Source organism: Flavobacterium aestuarii, assembly GCF_040049115.1.
Taxonomy (GTDB): Bacteria; Bacteroidota; Bacteroidia; order Flavobacteriales; family Flavobacteriaceae; genus Flavobacterium; species Flavobacterium aestuarii.
Window position 1 is genome coordinate 263,089 of the sequence record NZ_JBDLZZ010000002.1, and the last position, 17,251, is coordinate 280,339.

Consider the following 17,251-nt stretch of genomic DNA (forward strand, 5'->3'; position numbering starts at 1 on the left):
AGTTTAATCGGTTATTTGTTTATTCGTTAACCGAATAGGACAAGGCCAAACGATTACGCAAATTAACGATTAACCAAATAAACACAAGAGAGATATGCTATACTATTTATTTCAATATTTAGACAAAGTAATGGATGTTCCAGGGACTGGGGTATTTCAATACATCACATTTAGATCTTCTTTAGCATTGTTGTTATCATTGTTATTGTCTACTATTTATGGTAAGCGGATAATTGGGTTTTTAAGCAGGCAGCAAGTGGGTGAAACAGTACGCGAACTTGGTTTGGCTGGGCAAAATGAAAAAGCTGGTACTCCTACCATGGGAGGTATCATTATCATATTTGCTACTCTGGTTCCAGTATTTCTTTTTGCAAAGCTGCATAATATTTATATTGTTTTGCTGATTGTTACTACATTATGGATGGGAACTATTGGTTTTATTGATGATTATATTAAAATATTCAAAAAAGACAAACAGGGATTAAAAGGAATTTTTAAGGTTTTTGGACAAGTAGGCTTAGGGTTAATTGTTGGATCGGTATTATATTTTAGCCCTGCTGTTACTGTTAGGACAGATACTGGAAAAAGCGATATATTTAAAATTCCTGCCGAAACAGTTATCAATCAAGCATCACTCGAAGAGAAATCTACAGCTACAACAATTCCTTTCTTTAAAAATAACGAATTTGATTATGCCGAAATTTTAGCATGGACAGGTGACGGGTATCAAAAATGGGCTTGGCTTATTTTTATACCAGTAGTGATTTTTATTATCACGGCAGTTTCAAATGGTGCTAATTTAACCGATGGAATTGACGGATTAGCAGCAGGAACTTCTGCTGTATCGGTCTTTGCACTGGCGATTTTTACATTCGTATCGGGAAACATAATTTTCTCTAATTATCTGAACATAATGTATATACCCAATTCGGGTGAAATGACTGTTTTTATTGCCGCGTTTCTTGGAGCATTAATTGGATTTCTTTGGTATAACTCTTATCCTGCTTCGGTTTTTATGGGAGATACTGGTAGTTTAACCATTGGCGGAATCATTGCTGTTCTTGCAATTGCTGTTCGCAAGGAAATGCTTATTCCTTTATTATGTGGAATCTTTTTGGTCGAAAATTTCTCTGTCGTTTTACAGGTTAGCTATTTTAAATATACAAAAAAACGGTTTGGAGAAGGGCGGAGGATTTTTCTAATGTCTCCCCTGCATCATCACTATCAAAAGAAAGGATATCATGAAAGCAAGATAGTCACGCGATTCTGGGTAGTGGCAATTATGCTGGCCATTTTGTCAATTGTAACATTAAAATTGAGATAGTAGATGAGGCTAGTAATTTTAGGAGGAGGAGAAAGCGGTGTAGGAACTGCTATCCTTGGCAAGAAACAGGGTTATGATGTTTTTGTTTCTGATTTTGGAAAGATAAAAGATAGTTACAAAGAGGTATTGATTATTAATGAGATTCCTTGGGAAGAAGAAAAGCATACGGAGGAATTAATTCTGAATGCCGATGTCGTAATGAAGAGTCCAGGTATTCCGGATAAATCACCCATCGTGAAGCAATTGAAAAGCAAAGGTGTTTCGGTAATTTCTGAAATTGAATTTGCATCATCTTTTACAAAAGCTGTCTGCATCGGGATTACTGGCAGTAATGGTAAAACTACCACAACAATGTTAACGTATCATGTGCTGAAATCAGCTGGTTTGAATGTTGGCTTGGCAGGTAATGTTGGAAAGAGTTTTGCTTGGCAGGTGGCAGATAATAATTATGATTTCTATGTTATTGAATTGAGCAGTTTTCAGCTGGATGGAATTATAAATTTTAAGCCGCATGTTGCAATAATAACCAATATAAGTCCAGATCATTTGGATCGTTACGATTATAAGTATCAGAATTATATAGATTCAAAGTTTAGGATTACAATGAATCAGGATGAGGAGGATTTCCTTATTTATGATGCAAGCGATGAAGCCATTTTGGAATGGTTAAAGAATAATACAGTAAAAGCTAAGTTAATTCCTTTTTCGTTGACAGACGAGTATAGTGAGGGAGCATATATAAAAAATAACACAATGGAAGTTAAGATTAATCAAGAGGAGTTTGTAATGGATACGGAGCATATTTCGTTAGAAGGTAAGCATAATTTGAAAAATGCAATGGCAGCGAGTTCAGTGGCTAATATTTTAAAAATTAGAAAAAGCACTATCCGTGAAAGCATGTCTACTTTTCAAGGTGTTGAACACCGATTGGAGAAAGTGCTCAAAATTCAAAATGTACAATACATCAACGATTCTAAAGCAACCAATGTGAATTCAGTTTTTTATGCCTTAGAGAGCATGAATACTCCAACCGTATGGATTGTGGGCGGTGTAGATAAAGGAAATGATTATCATGAGCTTATGTCTCTTGTTCGTGAAAAAGTAAAAGCTATTATTTGTTTGGGTATAGACAATAAAAAAATTATTGATGCCTTTGGCAATGTGGTAGATATTATGGTAGAAGTAAACAGTATGAATGATGCCGTTCGAATGGCACAGCGCTTATCTGAGAAAGGTGATACTGTATTGTTGTCACCAGCATGTGCGAGTTTTGATTTATTCGAAAACTATGAGGATAGAGGAAGACAATTTAAGCAGGCTGTGAAAAATTTGTAATTTAAAACTTTTAGAGATTATTAGGATTTTAATCTCTGTAATTAGTTCATAAAAAAAACTAAGAATCTAAGAAGCCAAAAAAAACTAAGAAGCCAAAAAAAATGAAAGAGCTAATTAATAAGTTAAAAGGAGATAAAGGTATTTGGTCATTTGTGGCCTTATTAGCCCTGTTTTCTTTTATGCCTGTTTTTAGTGCCAGTAGCAATTTGGCGTATTTAGGTCATGGTACGGGAAATACTTTGGGTTATCTGGTAAAACATTTTTTACATATCTGCTTTGGTTTTGCAATCATTTTTTGGGTACACAATGTACCATATCATTATTTTAGAGGAATCTCGAAAGTAGGGTTGCCAATAGTTTGGGTTTTATTAGCTTATACTTTAATTAAAGGGACAGTAATTGCAGGTGCAAATGCCAGCAGGTGGATTCAGATACCATTCGTAGGTCTTTCTTTTCAGACATCTACTTTGGCTGCTATTATCTTGTTTGTTTTCGTAGCCCGTTATTTGTCTAAAAATAGAGAAGAGCCAATTACATTCAAAACTTCATTTGTACAGCTGTGGATACCAGTTTTTATAACATTGATGTTTATTTTGCCTGGAAATTTTTCTACTACGGCTCTGATTTTTTCTATGGTTGTTATGCTCGTATTTATTGGGAAATACCCAATGAAATACATATTTTATATCATTGGTTTGGGAGTTGTGTTTTTGACACTCTTTGTTTTAATCGGTAAAAATTTTCCTGAAGCCAAATTTTTTAACAGAGTCAGCACTTGGGAAAGCAGATATGAAAATTTTACCACCAATAAACCAGATGAAGATGATTATCAGATTGAAAAGGCCAAAATCGCAATAGCTTCCGGTCAGATATATGGTTTGGGACCTGGCAAAAGTGTTCAGAAAAATTTCTTGCCACAGTCTTCTTCCGATTTTATTTATGCAATTATTGTAGAGGAATACGGGTTAGTAGGAGGGCTGGGAGTTTTGGTTTTATACCTGCTTTTGCTATTCAGATTTGTTGTTGCTTCTCATAAAGCGAATACCCTTTTTGGGAAATTAGTGGTAATTGGCTTAGGTTTTCCAATGATTTTTCAGGCAATGATTAACATGGCAGTTGCTGTAGAGCTGTTGCCGGTAACGGGACAGACACTCCCCTTGATAAGCAGTGGAGGAAGTTCCATATGGATGACATGTTTTGGACTCGGAATTATTTTAAGCGTGACCAAAAAAGAAGAAGAAATTGCTCAGGAAAAATTAGATAAAGAAAAAAGAGAAGAAATACTTCAAAAGCTTATAGATCGAGAAATGGAAGCAGATCTTGAGGAAGCAGATTTTAAAAATGTTAATGACAATTATGATGCAGGTAATTATTCGATTACGGATAATTCAAATAATCCAATGAATGCAGTGCTGAAATAATTGGATTTGCTGATCTTATTATGATAGTAGAGTTTATTGCAGACTAGTAAAAGCAATTAGAATTTTTTTAAAATGGCAAAATATAAATTTATATTAAGTGGCGGTGGTACTGGGGGTCATATTTATCCCGCTATAGCAATCGCAAACGAATTAAAGTCCCGTTTTCCGGATGCCGAAATTCTGTTTGTTGGTGCCAAAGATAAAATGGAGATGCAGAAAGTGCCACAGGCAGGCTTTGAAATCAAAGGACTTTGGATAGCAGGCTTGCAAAGAAAACTAACAATTCAAAATGCGATGTTTCCTTTTAAGGTAATTGATAGTTTGTGGAAATCCAGAAAAATAATTAGAGAATTCAAACCAGATGCAGTTATTGGAACTGGTGGTTTTGCAAGTGGGCCTTTGTTAAAAATGGCTAACAGCATGAATATTCCAACTGTTATTCAGGAGCAGAATTCATATCCAGGAATCACAAATAAGTTATTAAGCAAAAAAGCAAATAGTATTTGTGTGGCTTATGAGGATTTAGAAAGGTTTTTTCCTCAAGAAAAAATAAAGCTTACGGGGAATCCTGTCCGTCAGGATTTATTAGATATTCAATCTAAAAGAGATGAAGCAATTACACATTTTAAATTAGATAGAAATAAAAAAACATTATTAGTACTGGGTGGAAGCTTGGGAGCAAGAAGGATTAATCAATTGATCGAAACAGAACTGGATAAATTTCTTTCCTTAAACGTTCAGGTTATTTGGCAATGTGGCAAGTTTTATTTGGAAGAATATAAAAAGTACAATAAATATAATGTTCAGGTTGTTGCTTTTATTGAAAGAATGGATTTGGTATATGCAGCGGCCGATGTTGTGATTTCACGCGCTGGGGCATCTTCGGTTTCGGAGTTGTGCATAGTGGGTAAACCAGTAATTTTTATTCCCTCGCCAAATGTCGCCGAAGATCACCAAACCAAAAACGCCCAGGCAATAGTAAATAAGAAGGGAGCTATTTTGTTAAAAGAATCGCAGCTTGATGATGATTTCAGTCTGGTTTTTGAGTCTTTGATAAAAGATGAAGGCAAGCAGGAGCAGTTGAGCCAGAACATTAAACTGTTAGCTAAACCCAATGCCACTGTGCAAATCGTTGACGAGATCGTCAAGCTGATTAAGTAAAAACTGTAAAATGACAGTTCTGTTTAATATTTAGAAGAGGTAATAAAAAAATAAAACAAAAATGAATTTAAATCAAATACAAAACGTTTATTTCATAGGAATCGGAGGCATCGGGATGAGTGCTTTGGCTCGTTATTTTAAAGCCATTGGCAAGCAGGTTTCAGGTTATGACAAAACGCCTTCAATCCTCACAAATGAGTTGATTGAAAGTGGTATTGATATTCATTTTGAAGATAATATAAGTTTGATTCCTGCAGATTATTATGTTGAGAACACATTGGTTATTATCACTCCTGCAGTGCCTGTTCATCACTCAGAATGGAATTTCTTTTTAGAACGTCAGTATCAAGTTAAGAAGAGAGCTGAAGTTCTAGGGATTATTACCAAAGATACTTTTTGTTTTGCGGTTGCTGGAACTCATGGCAAAACAACAACTTCCAGTATTTTGGGGCATATTTTATACGAAAGCGGTGCCGATGTTACGGCTTTTATAGGAGGAATTGTTGAAAATTATGATTCTAATTTAATTGGTAATGGAAAAACTGTAACCGTTGTCGAGGCAGATGAGTTTGATCGTTCTTTCCTGCATCTGCACCCGGATATAGCCTGCATCACTTCTATGGATGCGGATCATTTGGATATTTATGGCACTAGTGATGCAATCGAAGCTTCATTTGTAGAATTTGCAGATAAGATAAAGGATAAAAAAAAGCTTTTCATAACTAATGAACTGCCAATTGAAGGTGTCGTTTGTGCAGTTAATGATACGGCAGTTTTTCAGGCTCATAACATAAGAATACAAGACAGCAGCTATGTTTTCGATGTAAAAACCCCAAACGAAGTTATTAAAGATTTGCGTTTCGGATTGCCAGGCAAGCATAATTTAATGAATGCTTTAATGGCATTGGCTATGGCAGTAACATACGGCACCCCAACCGATGTTATTGCCAGAGCTTTAGGTTCTTTCAAAGGAATCAGGAGACGTTTTTCGTATCAGATTAAAGAACAGGATTTAGTATATATTGATGATTATGCGCATCATCCTACAGAGATAAATGCTGTTCATCAGGCAGTCAGGGAGTTGTATCCGGGGCGTAAGGTGTTAGCTGTTTTTCAGCCTCATTTATTTAGCAGGACAAAAGATTTTGCAGATAATTTTGCCAAGAGCCTTTCTGCTTTTGATGAAGTTTTATTGATGGAAATTTATCCCGCACGTGAGCTGCCAATGGAAGGGGTTAATTCACAATGGCTTATGGACAAAATGACCAATAAGCATAAAAGGATAGTGAGCAAAGAAGATTTGATTTCTGAAATTTTGGCTAATAATGCGGCTGTCATAGTTACAATTGGTGCAGGCGATATAGGTGAGATGGTTCCTTCAATCAAAAAAGCATTGTATGAAAGTCTTTAATTGGTATAATATAAGATTAGTCTTAATGTTTTCGCTGGTGATTTTTCTTTTTTCATTTACGTCAAAAAGAAATTCTAAGAGAAAATTAGTTAAATCCGAAGTGGTTTTTGTAGGGGATAATACACTTTTTTTGAAAAGTGAAACGGTTAATAAATTGTTGATAGAAAATAATTCGAACCTTTCATCCGTAAGAAAAGATAGGCTAGATTTGAATAATCTGGAGCAAGTATTGAATGCTCATGAAATGATCGAGAAGGCAGACGTGTATGTAAGTATCGATGGTGTTCTAAAAGCAGTTGTAAAACAAAAGACTCCCATTGCCAGGGTCTTTAATGATGAGGGTTCTTTCTATATTGACAGTGAGGGAAATACCATGCCTTTGTCGGCTAATTTTACAGCTCGGGTTCCTCTTGTATCTGGGGAGATAAACAAGAAAAAAAACAAAGATTTATTTAAATTATTTAAGATAATTTATGATGATGCATTTTTGCGAAAAAACATCATTGGCATCCAAATTATGCCTAATGGTAGCTTATTAATGCAGAACAGAAATTATAATTACCAAATTGATTTTGGTGGTTTGATGAACATGGAGCGAAAATTTAATAACTATAAAGCTTTTTTTCAAAAAGTGAGTTTGGACAGTTCTTTGTATAAATATAAAAAAATAGATCTCAGATTTACGGAACAAGTAGTTTGCACAAAATAATAGAAAATGGAAAAAGAGAATATTGCAGTAGGTCTAGATATTGGGACAACGAAAATAGTTGCTATGATAGGCAAAAAAAACGAGTATGGTAAACTGGAAATTTTAGGTGTTGGTAAATCCAAAAGCCTAGGTGTTGCAAGAGGTGTTGTAAATAATATTACGCAAACTATTCAGTCTATACAGCAAGCCATTCTTGAAGCTGAGAATAATTCGGGTTATAAAATAAAAGATGTTGTGGTGGGTATTGCAGGACAGCATATCCGCAGCATTCAGCATAGCGATTACATCAGCAGAAGCAATCCTGAAGAAGTAATTGGTGGAAGTGATATTGATTTATTGATTAATCAGGTTCATAAATTGGCCATGTTACCGGGGGAAGAAATTATTCACGTATTGCCACAAGAGTTTAAAATTGATGGGCAATCTGATGTGAAAGAACCAATAGGAATGTATGGCGGAAGGCTGGAAAGCAGTTTTCACGTTGTGGTAGGGCAAGCATCGTCTATTAGAAACGTAGGCAGATGTATTCAAAGCTCAGGTATTGAATTGTCAGGATTAACATTAGAGCCATTAGCGTCTTCTGACGCAGTTTTAAGTCAGGAGGAAAAAGAAGCTGGAGTTGCTCTTATTGACATTGGTGGAGGAACAACTGATTTAGCAATTTTCAAAGACGGAATTATTCGTCATACAGCTGTGATTCCTTTCGGAGGAAATGTGATTACAGATGATATAAAAGAAGGCTGTTCTATTATAGAAAAACAAGCCGAATTATTGAAAGTGAAATTTGGTTCTGCTTGGCCTGGTGAGAATAAAGATAATGAAATTGTTTCTATTCCAGGTTTAAGAGGCAGAGAGCCTAAAGAAATTTCATTAAAAAATCTTTCAAAGATAATTAATGCCAGAGTTGTTGAAATAATTGAACAGGTTTTTACCGAAGTGAGAGCTTATGGTCATGAAGATCCTCGCAAGAAATTGATTGCAGGTATTGTTCTTACAGGTGGTGGTGCGCAATTGAAGCATATTAAGCAATTAGTTGAGTATATTACCGGAATGGATACCCGAATTGGTTATCCAAATGAGCATTTAGCAGGAAATTCTGATGAGGAGATTTCAAGCCCTTTATATGCTACAGCAGTAGGTCTAGTGATGAATAGCATCGAAAATAAAACCCAGAGCGCGGTAAAAATGCAAGCAGCAATAGTTCCTGAAAAAGTCAGTTATTATAGAGAGCCAGTAGTTGAAACTAAAGTTGAAATAAATGAAGAGGTATATGTACAGCCTGAAAAAGTACTTCAAGTAGAATCTGTTAAAGAAGAATCTACAGAAAATAAAATTAGAAGATCGTTTTTTGATAAATATGTGGATAAGATAAAAGATTTTTTGGATAACGCAGAATAGTAAATAAGAATAAAAAGAATAAAATAAATTATCAGAATTCCTTTTTGCCCCAAGCCTAGAGTAGTTAGTGATAAAGTTAATAAAAAATTTAAAACCCCATATGATGCCAAGCAACACAGAATTTGGAAGTATTTCATTTGATTTACCAAAAAATCAATCAAATGTAATCAAAGTAATTGGAGTAGGTGGAGGCGGTAGCAACGCTATAAACCATATGTTTAGACAAGGTATTAAAGGCGTAGATTTTATCGTTTGCAATACAGATTCTCAGGCACTAGAGAATAGTGGTGTGCCAAATAAAATTCAATTAGGAGCAAATTTAACCGAAGGTTTAGGTGCTGGTGCAAATCCAGATATAGGGCATCAGTCCGCCATAGAAAGTATTTCTGATATTGAAAAAGTATTAGATGCAAATACTAAGATGGTATTTATTACAGCTGGTATGGGAGGCGGAACAGGAACAGGAGCCGCTCCGGTTATTGCGCAGCTAGCCAAAGAAAGAGATATATTAACAGTTGGAATCGTGACACTGCCTTTCCTGTTTGAAGGTAAAGTGCGTCAGGAGCAGGCGCTTATTGGTATTGAAAAATTGCGCAAGCAGGTTGATTCATTAATTGTTATCAATAATAATAAATTAAGAGAAGTATACGGGAATCTTGGTTTCAAAGCGGGATTTTCAAAAGCTGATGAAGTTTTGGCGACAGCCTCAAGAGGAATCGCCGAAGTAATTACCCATCACTATACACAAAATATCGATTTGCGTGATGCAAAAACCGTATTATACAACAGCGGAACTGCTATTATGGGATCGTCTGTTTCTTCTGGCGAGAACAGAGCTAAAGAGGGTATAATCGCTGCTTTGGATTCGCCACTTTTAAATGATAATAAAATTACTGGTGCCAAAAATGTATTGTTGCTTATCGTTTCTGGTACTAATGAAATTACTATTGATGAAATTGCCGAAATTAATGAACACATTCAGTATGAAGCGGGTTCAAATGCCAATATTATCATGGGGGTTGGCGAAGATGATTCTCTTGGAGATGCCATTGCAGTAACTATTATAGCGACTGGATTTAATGTAGAACAGCAAAACGAGATTGTAAATGTTGAGCCTAAAAAGATAATTCATACGCTTGGTGAAGAGCAAAGAGGGGTTTTTGATCTTTCCGCTAAAACTGTCGCTGGTTTTAGTTTAAGTAATGAAACAACTGTTGCGCCTGCTGAAAATAGAGTGGTTTTTGATTTAGAGGAAGATGTTGTTGTGCCAGAGGCTGTAATTCCTGCCATCAATGAAGATGAGTTAGTTGGAATGACTGAATTTATCAGAAATTTAGATGTGACTTTTGAAATCGTTTCTCCTATGAAAGAAATTGATTTTGTAGTTACAAATCCTGTGATTGAATCAGTTAGAGAAACAAAACCTGAACCAGTTCGTTTTGAGGAAAAGCAAGAACAGACAGTTTTCTCATTTGATTTGCCATTGAGCAAGCCAGTCCAAATGAATGATTTCTTGTTTGAATTGACAAATGAAACTCGAAATATTAAAGTTGTAGATCCAGTTCAGTTTGTTCCTGTAACCGAATTATCGGATAACGGAGTTATAAAATATTCTTTAGAGGAATATATGGAAGTAGAGAATAGTTTTGTAGAATCTAAGCCTGCTGCCCAAATCAAGGAGGAAGCAATTCCTGCTGAATTGAATATTACAATGAAGCAAAGTGTAGAACCTATTTTGGAAGAGACTCCAGCTTTAGGCAATAATTCACCAATTGATATGACAATTGAGGAAACATTACGCTTTAGAGCAGAGGAAAGAAGAAGAAAACTAAAAGATTTCAACTATAAATTTCATGACAGCGTATCAAGAGTAGACGAATTGGAAAGAGAGCCAGCATATAAGAGATTTGGTATTGATCTTAATAGTTCACAAGCAAATAATTCAACTTCAAGAATATCAGTAGGAACAGACAGCAATAATGATTTGCAATTGCGTTCCAATAATTCATATCTGCATGATAATGTAGATTAACAATGCCATTTTTTTGAAGATAGCCCGAAAACTTTTTTTGATTTTCGGGCTATCTTTTTGACTGTAAAGTATCAAGGTTGTAGTTGTTATTGCCAGTAAAATTTTCTAAATTTGCCGAGCCTGATTCAGCCTGTGCATTTCAAGCTTTTTGGTATAACTTTTTTAAGAACGAGAAAGAGTTTACTTTGACCGCTTTTCTGGTTTATGAAAAAAATAGAGTTTCTCTCAGAAAAAGCTTTTTATTTTCATCTGGGGCAGTTGTTAAGAATTTTCAGTCTGCAATAACATTTTGAATCTATTTCAAGAATAAAATTAAAATAAAGAATATGAGTTTATCAATTCAAATCATGGACGAAATCAAAACGGCCATGAAAGCCAAAGATACAATTGCATTAGAAGCCCTAAGAGCTATAAAATCAGAGCTTTTATTAGCTCAGACAGCATCTGGTTCAAAGGAAGAAATATCTGCTGATGATGAAATAAAATTACTTCAAAAATTAGTAAAAACCCGCAAGGAAAGTGCCAGGATATTTACAGAGCAAAATCGTCCAGATTTGGCTGAGCCAGAACTAGCACAAGTTGCAGTAATCGAAAAATTCCTGCCGGCTCAATTAAGCGAAGCAGAAGTAGAAGCAGTAATTGCAAAAATTATTGCCGAGACTGGAGCATCAGGAATCGCTTCAATGGGAAAAGTAATGGGATTGGCAACTGCTCAATTAGGTGGAACGGCAGAGGGAAAAACCATTTCTTCAATCGTAAAGAAATTATTAGCCTAATTAAAATAAATAGATTTCAGATTTTATAATATATGATCTGAATTTTTATACTGATCGCGTAGTTCAACTGGATAGAATATCAGATTTCGGCTCTGAGGGTTGGGGGTTCGAACCCCTCCGCGATCACTAAATGGGACAAAGAAAAAAATGTTTTCTTTGTCCCATTTTAATTTAAATATTTTCAAGTTTATCTCATTTAGATATTTAGATCATATGGTTTTGTCTGCGAAACCTCAGATAATTACTTTAAGGATAACTATTAACTGAATAGAAATCTATCGAAAAAGTTTTGATTTCCAACTGATAATCATCATGTTTTGAACCAACTTTCATTTCTAAATTTGTGTATAATTTTAAAAGAGAATGTTATGAGACAGCATGTACCAGTGTCTACAATTATGACCAAGGATCTAATTAAGCTTACGATTAAGGACGATTTGACGAAGGCTGAATCTCTTTTTAAGCATTATAAAATCAGACATATACCTGTGGTGAATGGCGTTACAATAATAGGAATATTGAGTTATACAGATTTGTTGAGAATTTCTTTTGCAGATGCAATTGATGATGATGAAGAGGTTGTTGATACTACTGTTTACAATATGTTTACGGTGGAGCAAGTAATGGCCAAAAAATTAATAACAATCACGCCCGAGACTACAATTAAGGAAGCTGCCGAAATATTAGCAAAAAAAGAATTTCATGCTCTGCCTGTCTGTGAAGACCATGTACTGGTTGGAATAATAACTACAACTGATTTGATAAAATATTTAATCAATCAGTATAATTAAAATAAGTGTTTACTAATGATAAAAGTCCCAATGGAGCCTGATTGCTTATTGGGACTTTTTGTTATATTAAACTGAAAGAAGACGCTTTAAATCAGCTACTGTTTTAATAGGATCCTCTGCTCCAAATACAAAACTTCCGGCAACAAGTACGTCAGCTCCAGCTTCGGTTAATTGCAGTGCATTTTTGTTGGTTACACCACCATCAATTTCTATGAGGGCTGATGCTCCTTTTCTTGTAATCAGATCTTTTAGTTTTTTTACTTTAGTATAAGTGTTCTCTATAAAAGACTGTCCTCCAAAACCTGGATTTACACTCATAATGCAGACCATGTCAATATCATTGATTATATCTTCTAATAAATCGACATTAGTGTGTGGGTTTAATGCTACACCAGCTTTCATTCCTTGCGCTTTGATTGCTTGAAGTGTTCTGTGCAAGTGTGTACATGCTTCATAATGTACGGTTAAAATATCGGCGCCAAGATCTTTAAATGTTTTGATATATTGATCGGGATTTACAATCATCAAATGCACATCAACCGTTTTTTTAGTATGTCTTGTGATAGCTTCAAGCACTGGCATTCCAAAAGAAATATTTGGCACAAAAACACCATCCATGATGTCAATGTGAAACCAGTCGGCTTCACTGTTATTAATCATTTCGATATCACGCTGTAAATTAGCGAAATCAGCAGCCAAAACAGATGGAGCAATAATTGTATTCTTCATTGTGTAGTTTTTACGGTTAGATGCTGTAAAAGGCATCTTTACATTCGTGTTTTTTTTTGCAAAGATAATTATAAAAAATAAACTCCAGATACCCGAGAGTGAAACTTGAATTGACTGGCTTTTTTGCTGAATAAGTAAAAAACTCCGGTAATCAGCCGGAGTTTCAATCATCAATCAAAAAACGAACAGTTAATCAGACTGTTGTTCACGTTATATTAAAATATTTAAAACAGTTTGTTTAAAAATTTTAATTTGGGGATATTGTATTAACCTAAGTAAGTTTTTAAAATTTTGCTTCTAGAAGTATGTTTCAGCCTGCGGATTGCTTTTTCTTTGATTTGGCGAACGCGTTCCCGTGTCAAATCAAAAGTTTCTCCAATTTCTTCAAGAGTCATTGGATGCTGATCACCTAAACCAAAGTATAAACGCACTACATCAGCCTCTCTTGGAGTTAAGGTTTCTAATGAACGCTCAATTTCAGTACGCAATGATTCGTGGATTAATTCCCTATCAGGGTTTGGAGATTCTCCAGAACGCAAAACATCATATAGATTAGAATCTTCTCCTTCTACAAGAGGTGCATCCATTGATAAGTGACGGCCTGAGTTTTTCATAGACTCTTTTACGTCATTTACAGTCATGTCAAGTTCTTTTGCAATTTCCTCAGCAGATGGCGGGCGCTCATTAGATTGTTCTAATAAAGCATACATTTTGTTGATTTTATTGATAGAACCAATTTTATTTAATGGTAAACGAACGATACGAGATTGTTCTGCCAAGGCTTGAAGGATAGATTGACGAATCCACCATACAGCATATGAAATGAATTTGAAACCACGAGTTTCATCAAAACGCTGTGCTGCTTTTATCAATCCTAAGTTTCCTTCATTAATTAAATCGGGAAGTGTCAATCCTTGGTTTTGGTATTGTTTGGCTACCGAAACAACGAAACGTAAATTGGCTTTTGTTAGTTTTTCGAGAGCTCTTTGATCGCCAGCTTTAATTCTTTGCGCTAATTCTACCTCTTCGTCGGCGGTAATAAGGTCAACTTTTCCAATTTCTTGTAAATATTTGTCTAATGAAGCGGTCTCACGATTGGTTACCTGCTTGGTGATTTTAAGTTGTCTCATGTTTTTGTCTCCTCATTTTTTTAAGTGTACAAGTGGTTATACGTATGGGATTAGAAAAAGTTACAAAAAGTTTATTTTTTTATAAAAATAAAATCCTGTCTCATGAATGCTGAAACAGGGAGTTTTAACTAATCTGATTATAAAATGGTAAATACGGGGCGTAAGGAATAATTTTGTATTAGGATTTTAATACAATTGGAAACAAAAACTCTTTGTTTTAAAGATGCTCTTTAACTAAATTGTTTTGCAGTTTTAATGCTTGCTGTTATCAGGTAATTAGGATTTCAATCCATTCCTTCTAAATTAACTATTCTGTTAAATATCTGTTTTAAAAATACAATAAAAAAAAATAAACCGCCTGCCAGAATAAAGTGGTCATCGGTAATTGTAAAAGGAGCATCAAGAATGCTATACAAGCTGGGGAGGATAATGCACAATGATGCTAAAAGCCCAATCCAGGGGTTGATTTTGTTAAAAAAGTTTCTTAATTGCATGTTTAGGGTGGTATTAAGTTCTATTCTCATTGGTTCTTTAGGTTATTTGGCTGGTTAAAAATATGGCTAAAGTTTCTCTGTTTTTATCCAGATGTTATGAAGCTGGTTTTTGTTGTTATAAGCATTGTAAATGAACAACGTCAATTTTTTCATTTAGTCACATATAAACAAAAAAAAATCTCCTCTATGAAGAGAAGATTTTCTGTAACAAAGGAAATAGTTATGATAATGTTTTTATTTTCTTGATAAAATCTTTGTAATTGTCACTGAGGCTCACTTTGTGATTTCCTTTGAGAATAACAAGATTATCAGCTAGAATTATTTCTTCAATTGTATCAGAGTTCACTATATAGTTTCTATGAGTTCTTATGAATTTATTCTTATCGAGCAGTTCACTGATTTTGGTGAGAGAGATCAATATAACAAATTTTTCTTTTTCAGTAATGATGTTGCAATATCGGTCTTCAACTTCGATGTAAAGAATATCTTTTAGCGATACTTTTTTGAGTGCATTTTTCTTTTTGATAAATAAATAGTCGTTACTGATTACAGTATCCTGATCTTCGCTCAGAAAGACATTGGTTTGTTCATAGAATTTTTCAACAGCCATTTCTATTGCGTAAATTATTTCTAATTCATTAAAAGGTTTCATCAAAAAGCTGAATGGCTTGGTAAGTTTTGCTCTTTCAAAAATCTGACGGTCCTGTGAGCTGGTCAAAAAAACAAAAGGCTTGGAAGCATTTGGTATAATATTGATAGTTTCGGCAAACGTGATTCCTTCTGGTTTTCCATCCAAGAATACATCGATAATAATAATATCGACGTGGTTTTTGTAAAATAAGGTTAGTGCGTCTTTATAATTTTGGGCAATACCTGCGATGTTATAATTGTTAGCCAATAAAACTTTGCTTAGTGCTTCGCTTTCTTCTGGCGTGTCTTCTATAATGAGTACATTAATATTATCCATTTTGTTTTGTTTTTGGGAACGAAAGTATCATTTTAGTTCCTTTGTTGAGCTCGCTTTCTATGGCTATTGAACCTCCATTTTTCTTAATCATTTGCTTGCACAATTGCATACCTAGACCTGTTCCTATAATCTCCGAGTTTTTTTTCTTGGCCAGTAATTCACTTTCCTGCATTAGTTCGTCGATGGTGTTTTGTGTCATTCCTAAACCAGTGTCCTGAATCACGAGCTGGCAAAAATCTGTATTGGTTTCTATAGTATAAAAACTAATTTGTCCATTCTCGGGAGTAAATTTTATAGCATTATCGAGCAGGTTACGAAGTACAATTTTTAACGAATCGAGATCTACGAATATAAAACTATTTTTTGAAACTGTGTTCTCAAAACTGATGGCTTTATCAAGTAATAAAGGTTTGTAGTTGTATTCTATTTGCTGTATAATAGAAAAAAGATGAACAGAATCTTTATGAAAATACAATTGTTTGGTTTGCAATAATGCCCAATGCAATAAGTTGTCGAGCAGACTGTAGGCGCCGTTTGCTATTTCGCTATTTTGATGTAGGAGTTGGTCTAACTCACTATAGTTTTTGGTTTCCAGTGAAGTGGTTAATTTGGTGTTGCTCGTTTTTAAAGCATTTACTGAGGAACGCAAATCATGGCTTACTATAGAAAACAACTGATCTTTGGTAGCGTTGAGTTCGTTCAGTTTTTCTTTTTGCGAGAGTATGATTTTTGCATTTTTTACTTTTTGAGCATAAGCATATACACCAGCTGACAATACCAATAATAAACCTAATGTTGAAAAAAACATGGTTTTACGCTGTGTTTCTTTTAGTTCATTCTCTATTTTTAGTACTGATATTTGTTTTTGTTTTTGGGCTATAGCGTATTTTTTTTCATAATCAGCAATTGCCCAGACTTTATTTTGGTTGTTGAGGGAATCTTTCCATCGGTCGTATTCTTTTCTATAGATTAAGGCTTGTTTGTAGTTGCCTCTATTTTCTTCTACAGTTGACATATTGAAAGCTGTGATTTCTTTTTTGTTGAAATCTTTTATTTTTTTTGATAAATTATAAGCTTTCTCAAAATATGGGATTGCTTGAGAATCTTTATATTGGACATAACTTAAATTTGCGATATCTAAATATAAACTAATTAAAGAGATTGTATCCTTTTCTTTTTCTTGTAATTCTTTACTTTTTGTAAGATATTCATCAGCCTTATCAAACTGATTGAGATGCAAATAAGAAACGCCTAAATTTTGGTAAATAATACTTATTTTGTAACCATTTTTGTTTGTAATTGCTAGTTTTTCTACTTTTTTAAAGTAGTGAATAGCTTTTTTAAATTCTTTTAATTCTAATGCAATTTGACCTAAATTTTTGTTTACTAGAGGATAAAGCATAAATTTATCGGATATTAAATGCATTTCTGATTGGGCTTCCTTGAATAGTTTTTTTTCTCTAAAACTATATCCTCTAAAAAAGTGACAATAATCTATTACTTCTTTGTTATTCCTGGAAGTTAGCTGTTTCATGGAATATACTAATGTGGAATCCCAATTGTTTTTTATAAA

General features: G+C 34.3%; 14 protein-coding genes and 1 tRNA gene. 11 read left to right on the forward strand and 4 right to left on the reverse strand.

Features of this window, described 5'->3' with window-relative positions:
* Nucleotides 1-94: 94 nt before the first annotated feature.
* From mraY to ABEG11_RS03170, 11 genes are all read left to right on the forward strand, one after another.
* Entirely contained in the window at nt 95-1,324 is a 1,230-nt protein-coding gene (mraY, locus tag ABEG11_RS03120; RefSeq protein ID WP_348822738.1) for a phospho-N-acetylmuramoyl-pentapeptide-transferase, read from the forward strand.
* 3 nt (nt 1,325-1,327) lie between these two features.
* Nucleotides 1,328-2,659, forward strand: a complete 1,332-nt coding sequence (gene murD / locus ABEG11_RS03125; RefSeq protein WP_348822739.1) for a UDP-N-acetylmuramoyl-L-alanine--D-glutamate ligase — start codon at nt 1,328-1,330, stop codon at nt 2,657-2,659.
* Between the two features lie 101 nt (nt 2,660-2,760).
* Nucleotides 2,761-4,080 carry an FtsW/RodA/SpoVE family cell cycle protein gene (locus ABEG11_RS03130; RefSeq protein ID WP_348822740.1) on the forward strand — a complete coding sequence of 440 codons (1,320 nt, stop codon included), beginning with the start codon at nt 2,761-2,763 and terminating at the stop codon, nt 4,078-4,080.
* 72 nt (nt 4,081-4,152) lie between these two features.
* Nucleotides 4,153-5,241 (forward strand): undecaprenyldiphospho-muramoylpentapeptide beta-N-acetylglucosaminyltransferase, encoded by a 1,089-nt coding sequence (gene murG, locus ABEG11_RS03135; protein WP_348822741.1) that lies wholly within the window; start codon nt 4,153-4,155, stop codon nt 5,239-5,241.
* Nucleotides 5,242-5,302: 61 nt separating this feature from the next.
* Nucleotides 5,303-6,652 (forward strand): UDP-N-acetylmuramate--L-alanine ligase, encoded by a 1,350-nt coding sequence (gene murC, locus ABEG11_RS03140; RefSeq protein WP_348822742.1) that lies wholly within the window; start codon nt 5,303-5,305, stop codon nt 6,650-6,652.
* Nucleotides 6,639-7,361, forward strand: a complete 723-nt coding sequence (locus ABEG11_RS03145) for a cell division protein FtsQ/DivIB (RefSeq protein ID WP_348822743.1) — start codon at nt 6,639-6,641, stop codon at nt 7,359-7,361. Before murC ends, ABEG11_RS03145 begins: the two co-directional genes overlap by 14 nt.
* A 6-nt stretch (nt 7,362-7,367) precedes the next feature.
* Entirely contained in the window at nt 7,368-8,759 is a 1,392-nt protein-coding gene (ftsA, locus tag ABEG11_RS03150; RefSeq protein ID WP_348822744.1) for a cell division protein FtsA, read from the forward strand.
* A gap of 103 nt (nt 8,760-8,862) precedes the next feature.
* Complete coding sequence (ftsZ, locus tag ABEG11_RS03155) at nt 8,863-10,791, forward strand: cell division protein FtsZ (RefSeq protein WP_348822859.1); 1,929 nt, start codon at nt 8,863-8,865, stop codon at nt 10,789-10,791.
* A gap of 326 nt (nt 10,792-11,117) precedes the next feature.
* Nucleotides 11,118-11,567 (forward strand): GatB/YqeY domain-containing protein, encoded by a 450-nt coding sequence (locus ABEG11_RS03160; protein ID WP_348822745.1) that lies wholly within the window; start codon nt 11,118-11,120, stop codon nt 11,565-11,567.
* A gap of 52 nt (nt 11,568-11,619) precedes the next feature.
* A tRNA-Arg gene (locus tag ABEG11_RS03165) sits at nt 11,620-11,693 on the forward strand.
* 242 nt (nt 11,694-11,935) lie between these two features.
* Nucleotides 11,936-12,358 carry a CBS domain-containing protein gene (locus ABEG11_RS03170; RefSeq protein ID WP_348822746.1) on the forward strand — a complete coding sequence of 141 codons (423 nt, stop codon included), beginning with the start codon at nt 11,936-11,938 and terminating at the stop codon, nt 12,356-12,358.
* Between the two features lie 66 nt (nt 12,359-12,424).
* Here the strand turns inward: ABEG11_RS03170 and rpe are convergent, their stop codons facing one another.
* The 4 genes from rpe to ABEG11_RS03190 form a co-directional block, all read right to left on the reverse strand.
* Nucleotides 12,425-13,087, reverse strand: a complete 663-nt coding sequence (gene rpe, locus ABEG11_RS03175) for a ribulose-phosphate 3-epimerase (protein ID WP_348822747.1) — start codon at nt 13,085-13,087, stop codon at nt 12,425-12,427.
* 266 nt (nt 13,088-13,353) lie between these two features.
* Complete coding sequence (locus ABEG11_RS03180; RefSeq protein WP_007804760.1) at nt 13,354-14,217, reverse strand: sigma-70 family RNA polymerase sigma factor; 864 nt, start codon at nt 14,215-14,217, stop codon at nt 13,354-13,356.
* A 714-nt stretch (nt 14,218-14,931) separates the two neighbouring features.
* Nucleotides 14,932-15,678: a LytR/AlgR family response regulator transcription factor gene (locus ABEG11_RS03185; protein ID WP_348822748.1), complete on the reverse strand. Its 747-nt coding sequence runs from the start codon at nt 15,676-15,678 to the stop codon at nt 14,932-14,934.
* The gene (locus ABEG11_RS03190; protein WP_348822749.1) at nt 15,671-17,212 is read right to left on the reverse strand and encodes a tetratricopeptide repeat-containing sensor histidine kinase; all 1,542 of its coding nucleotides are present in this window, start codon (nt 17,210-17,212) and stop codon (nt 15,671-15,673) included. The genes ABEG11_RS03185 and ABEG11_RS03190 overlap by 8 nt, the downstream gene beginning before the upstream one ends.
* Nucleotides 17,213-17,251: the final 39 nt, after the last annotated feature.

Excerpts from the sequence above, each read along its gene's own strand:
- ABEG11_RS03180 (WP_007804760.1), bottom strand. The coding sequence starts at position 14,217 with ATGAGACAACTTAAAATCACCAAGCAGGTAACCAATCGTGAGACCGCT.
- ABEG11_RS03145 (WP_348822743.1), top strand. The coding sequence starts at position 6,639 with ATGAAAGTCTTTAATTGGTATAATATAAGATTAGTCTTAATGTTTTCG.
- mraY (WP_348822738.1), top strand. The coding sequence starts at position 95 with ATGCTATACTATTTATTTCAATATTTAGACAAAGTAATGGATGTTCCA.
- ABEG11_RS03190 (WP_348822749.1), bottom strand. The coding sequence starts at position 17,212 with ATGAAACAGCTAACTTCCAGGAATAACAAAGAAGTAATAGATTATTGT.
- murD (WP_348822739.1), top strand. The coding sequence starts at position 1,328 with ATGAGGCTAGTAATTTTAGGAGGAGGAGAAAGCGGTGTAGGAACTGCT.
- ABEG11_RS03185 (WP_348822748.1), bottom strand. The coding sequence starts at position 15,678 with ATGGATAATATTAATGTACTCATTATAGAAGACACGCCAGAAGAAAGC.
- ftsZ (WP_348822859.1), top strand. The coding sequence starts at position 8,863 with ATGCCAAGCAACACAGAATTTGGAAGTATTTCATTTGATTTACCAAAA.
- ABEG11_RS03170 (WP_348822746.1), top strand. The coding sequence starts at position 11,936 with ATGAGACAGCATGTACCAGTGTCTACAATTATGACCAAGGATCTAATT.
- rpe (WP_348822747.1), bottom strand. The coding sequence starts at position 13,087 with ATGAAGAATACAATTATTGCTCCATCTGTTTTGGCTGCTGATTTCGCT.
- ABEG11_RS03160 (WP_348822745.1), top strand. The coding sequence starts at position 11,118 with ATGAGTTTATCAATTCAAATCATGGACGAAATCAAAACGGCCATGAAA.
- ftsA (WP_348822744.1), top strand. The coding sequence starts at position 7,368 with ATGGAAAAAGAGAATATTGCAGTAGGTCTAGATATTGGGACAACGAAA.
- murG (WP_348822741.1), top strand. The coding sequence starts at position 4,153 with ATGGCAAAATATAAATTTATATTAAGTGGCGGTGGTACTGGGGGTCAT.
- murC (WP_348822742.1), top strand. The coding sequence starts at position 5,303 with ATGAATTTAAATCAAATACAAAACGTTTATTTCATAGGAATCGGAGGC.
- ABEG11_RS03130 (WP_348822740.1), top strand. The coding sequence starts at position 2,761 with ATGAAAGAGCTAATTAATAAGTTAAAAGGAGATAAAGGTATTTGGTCA.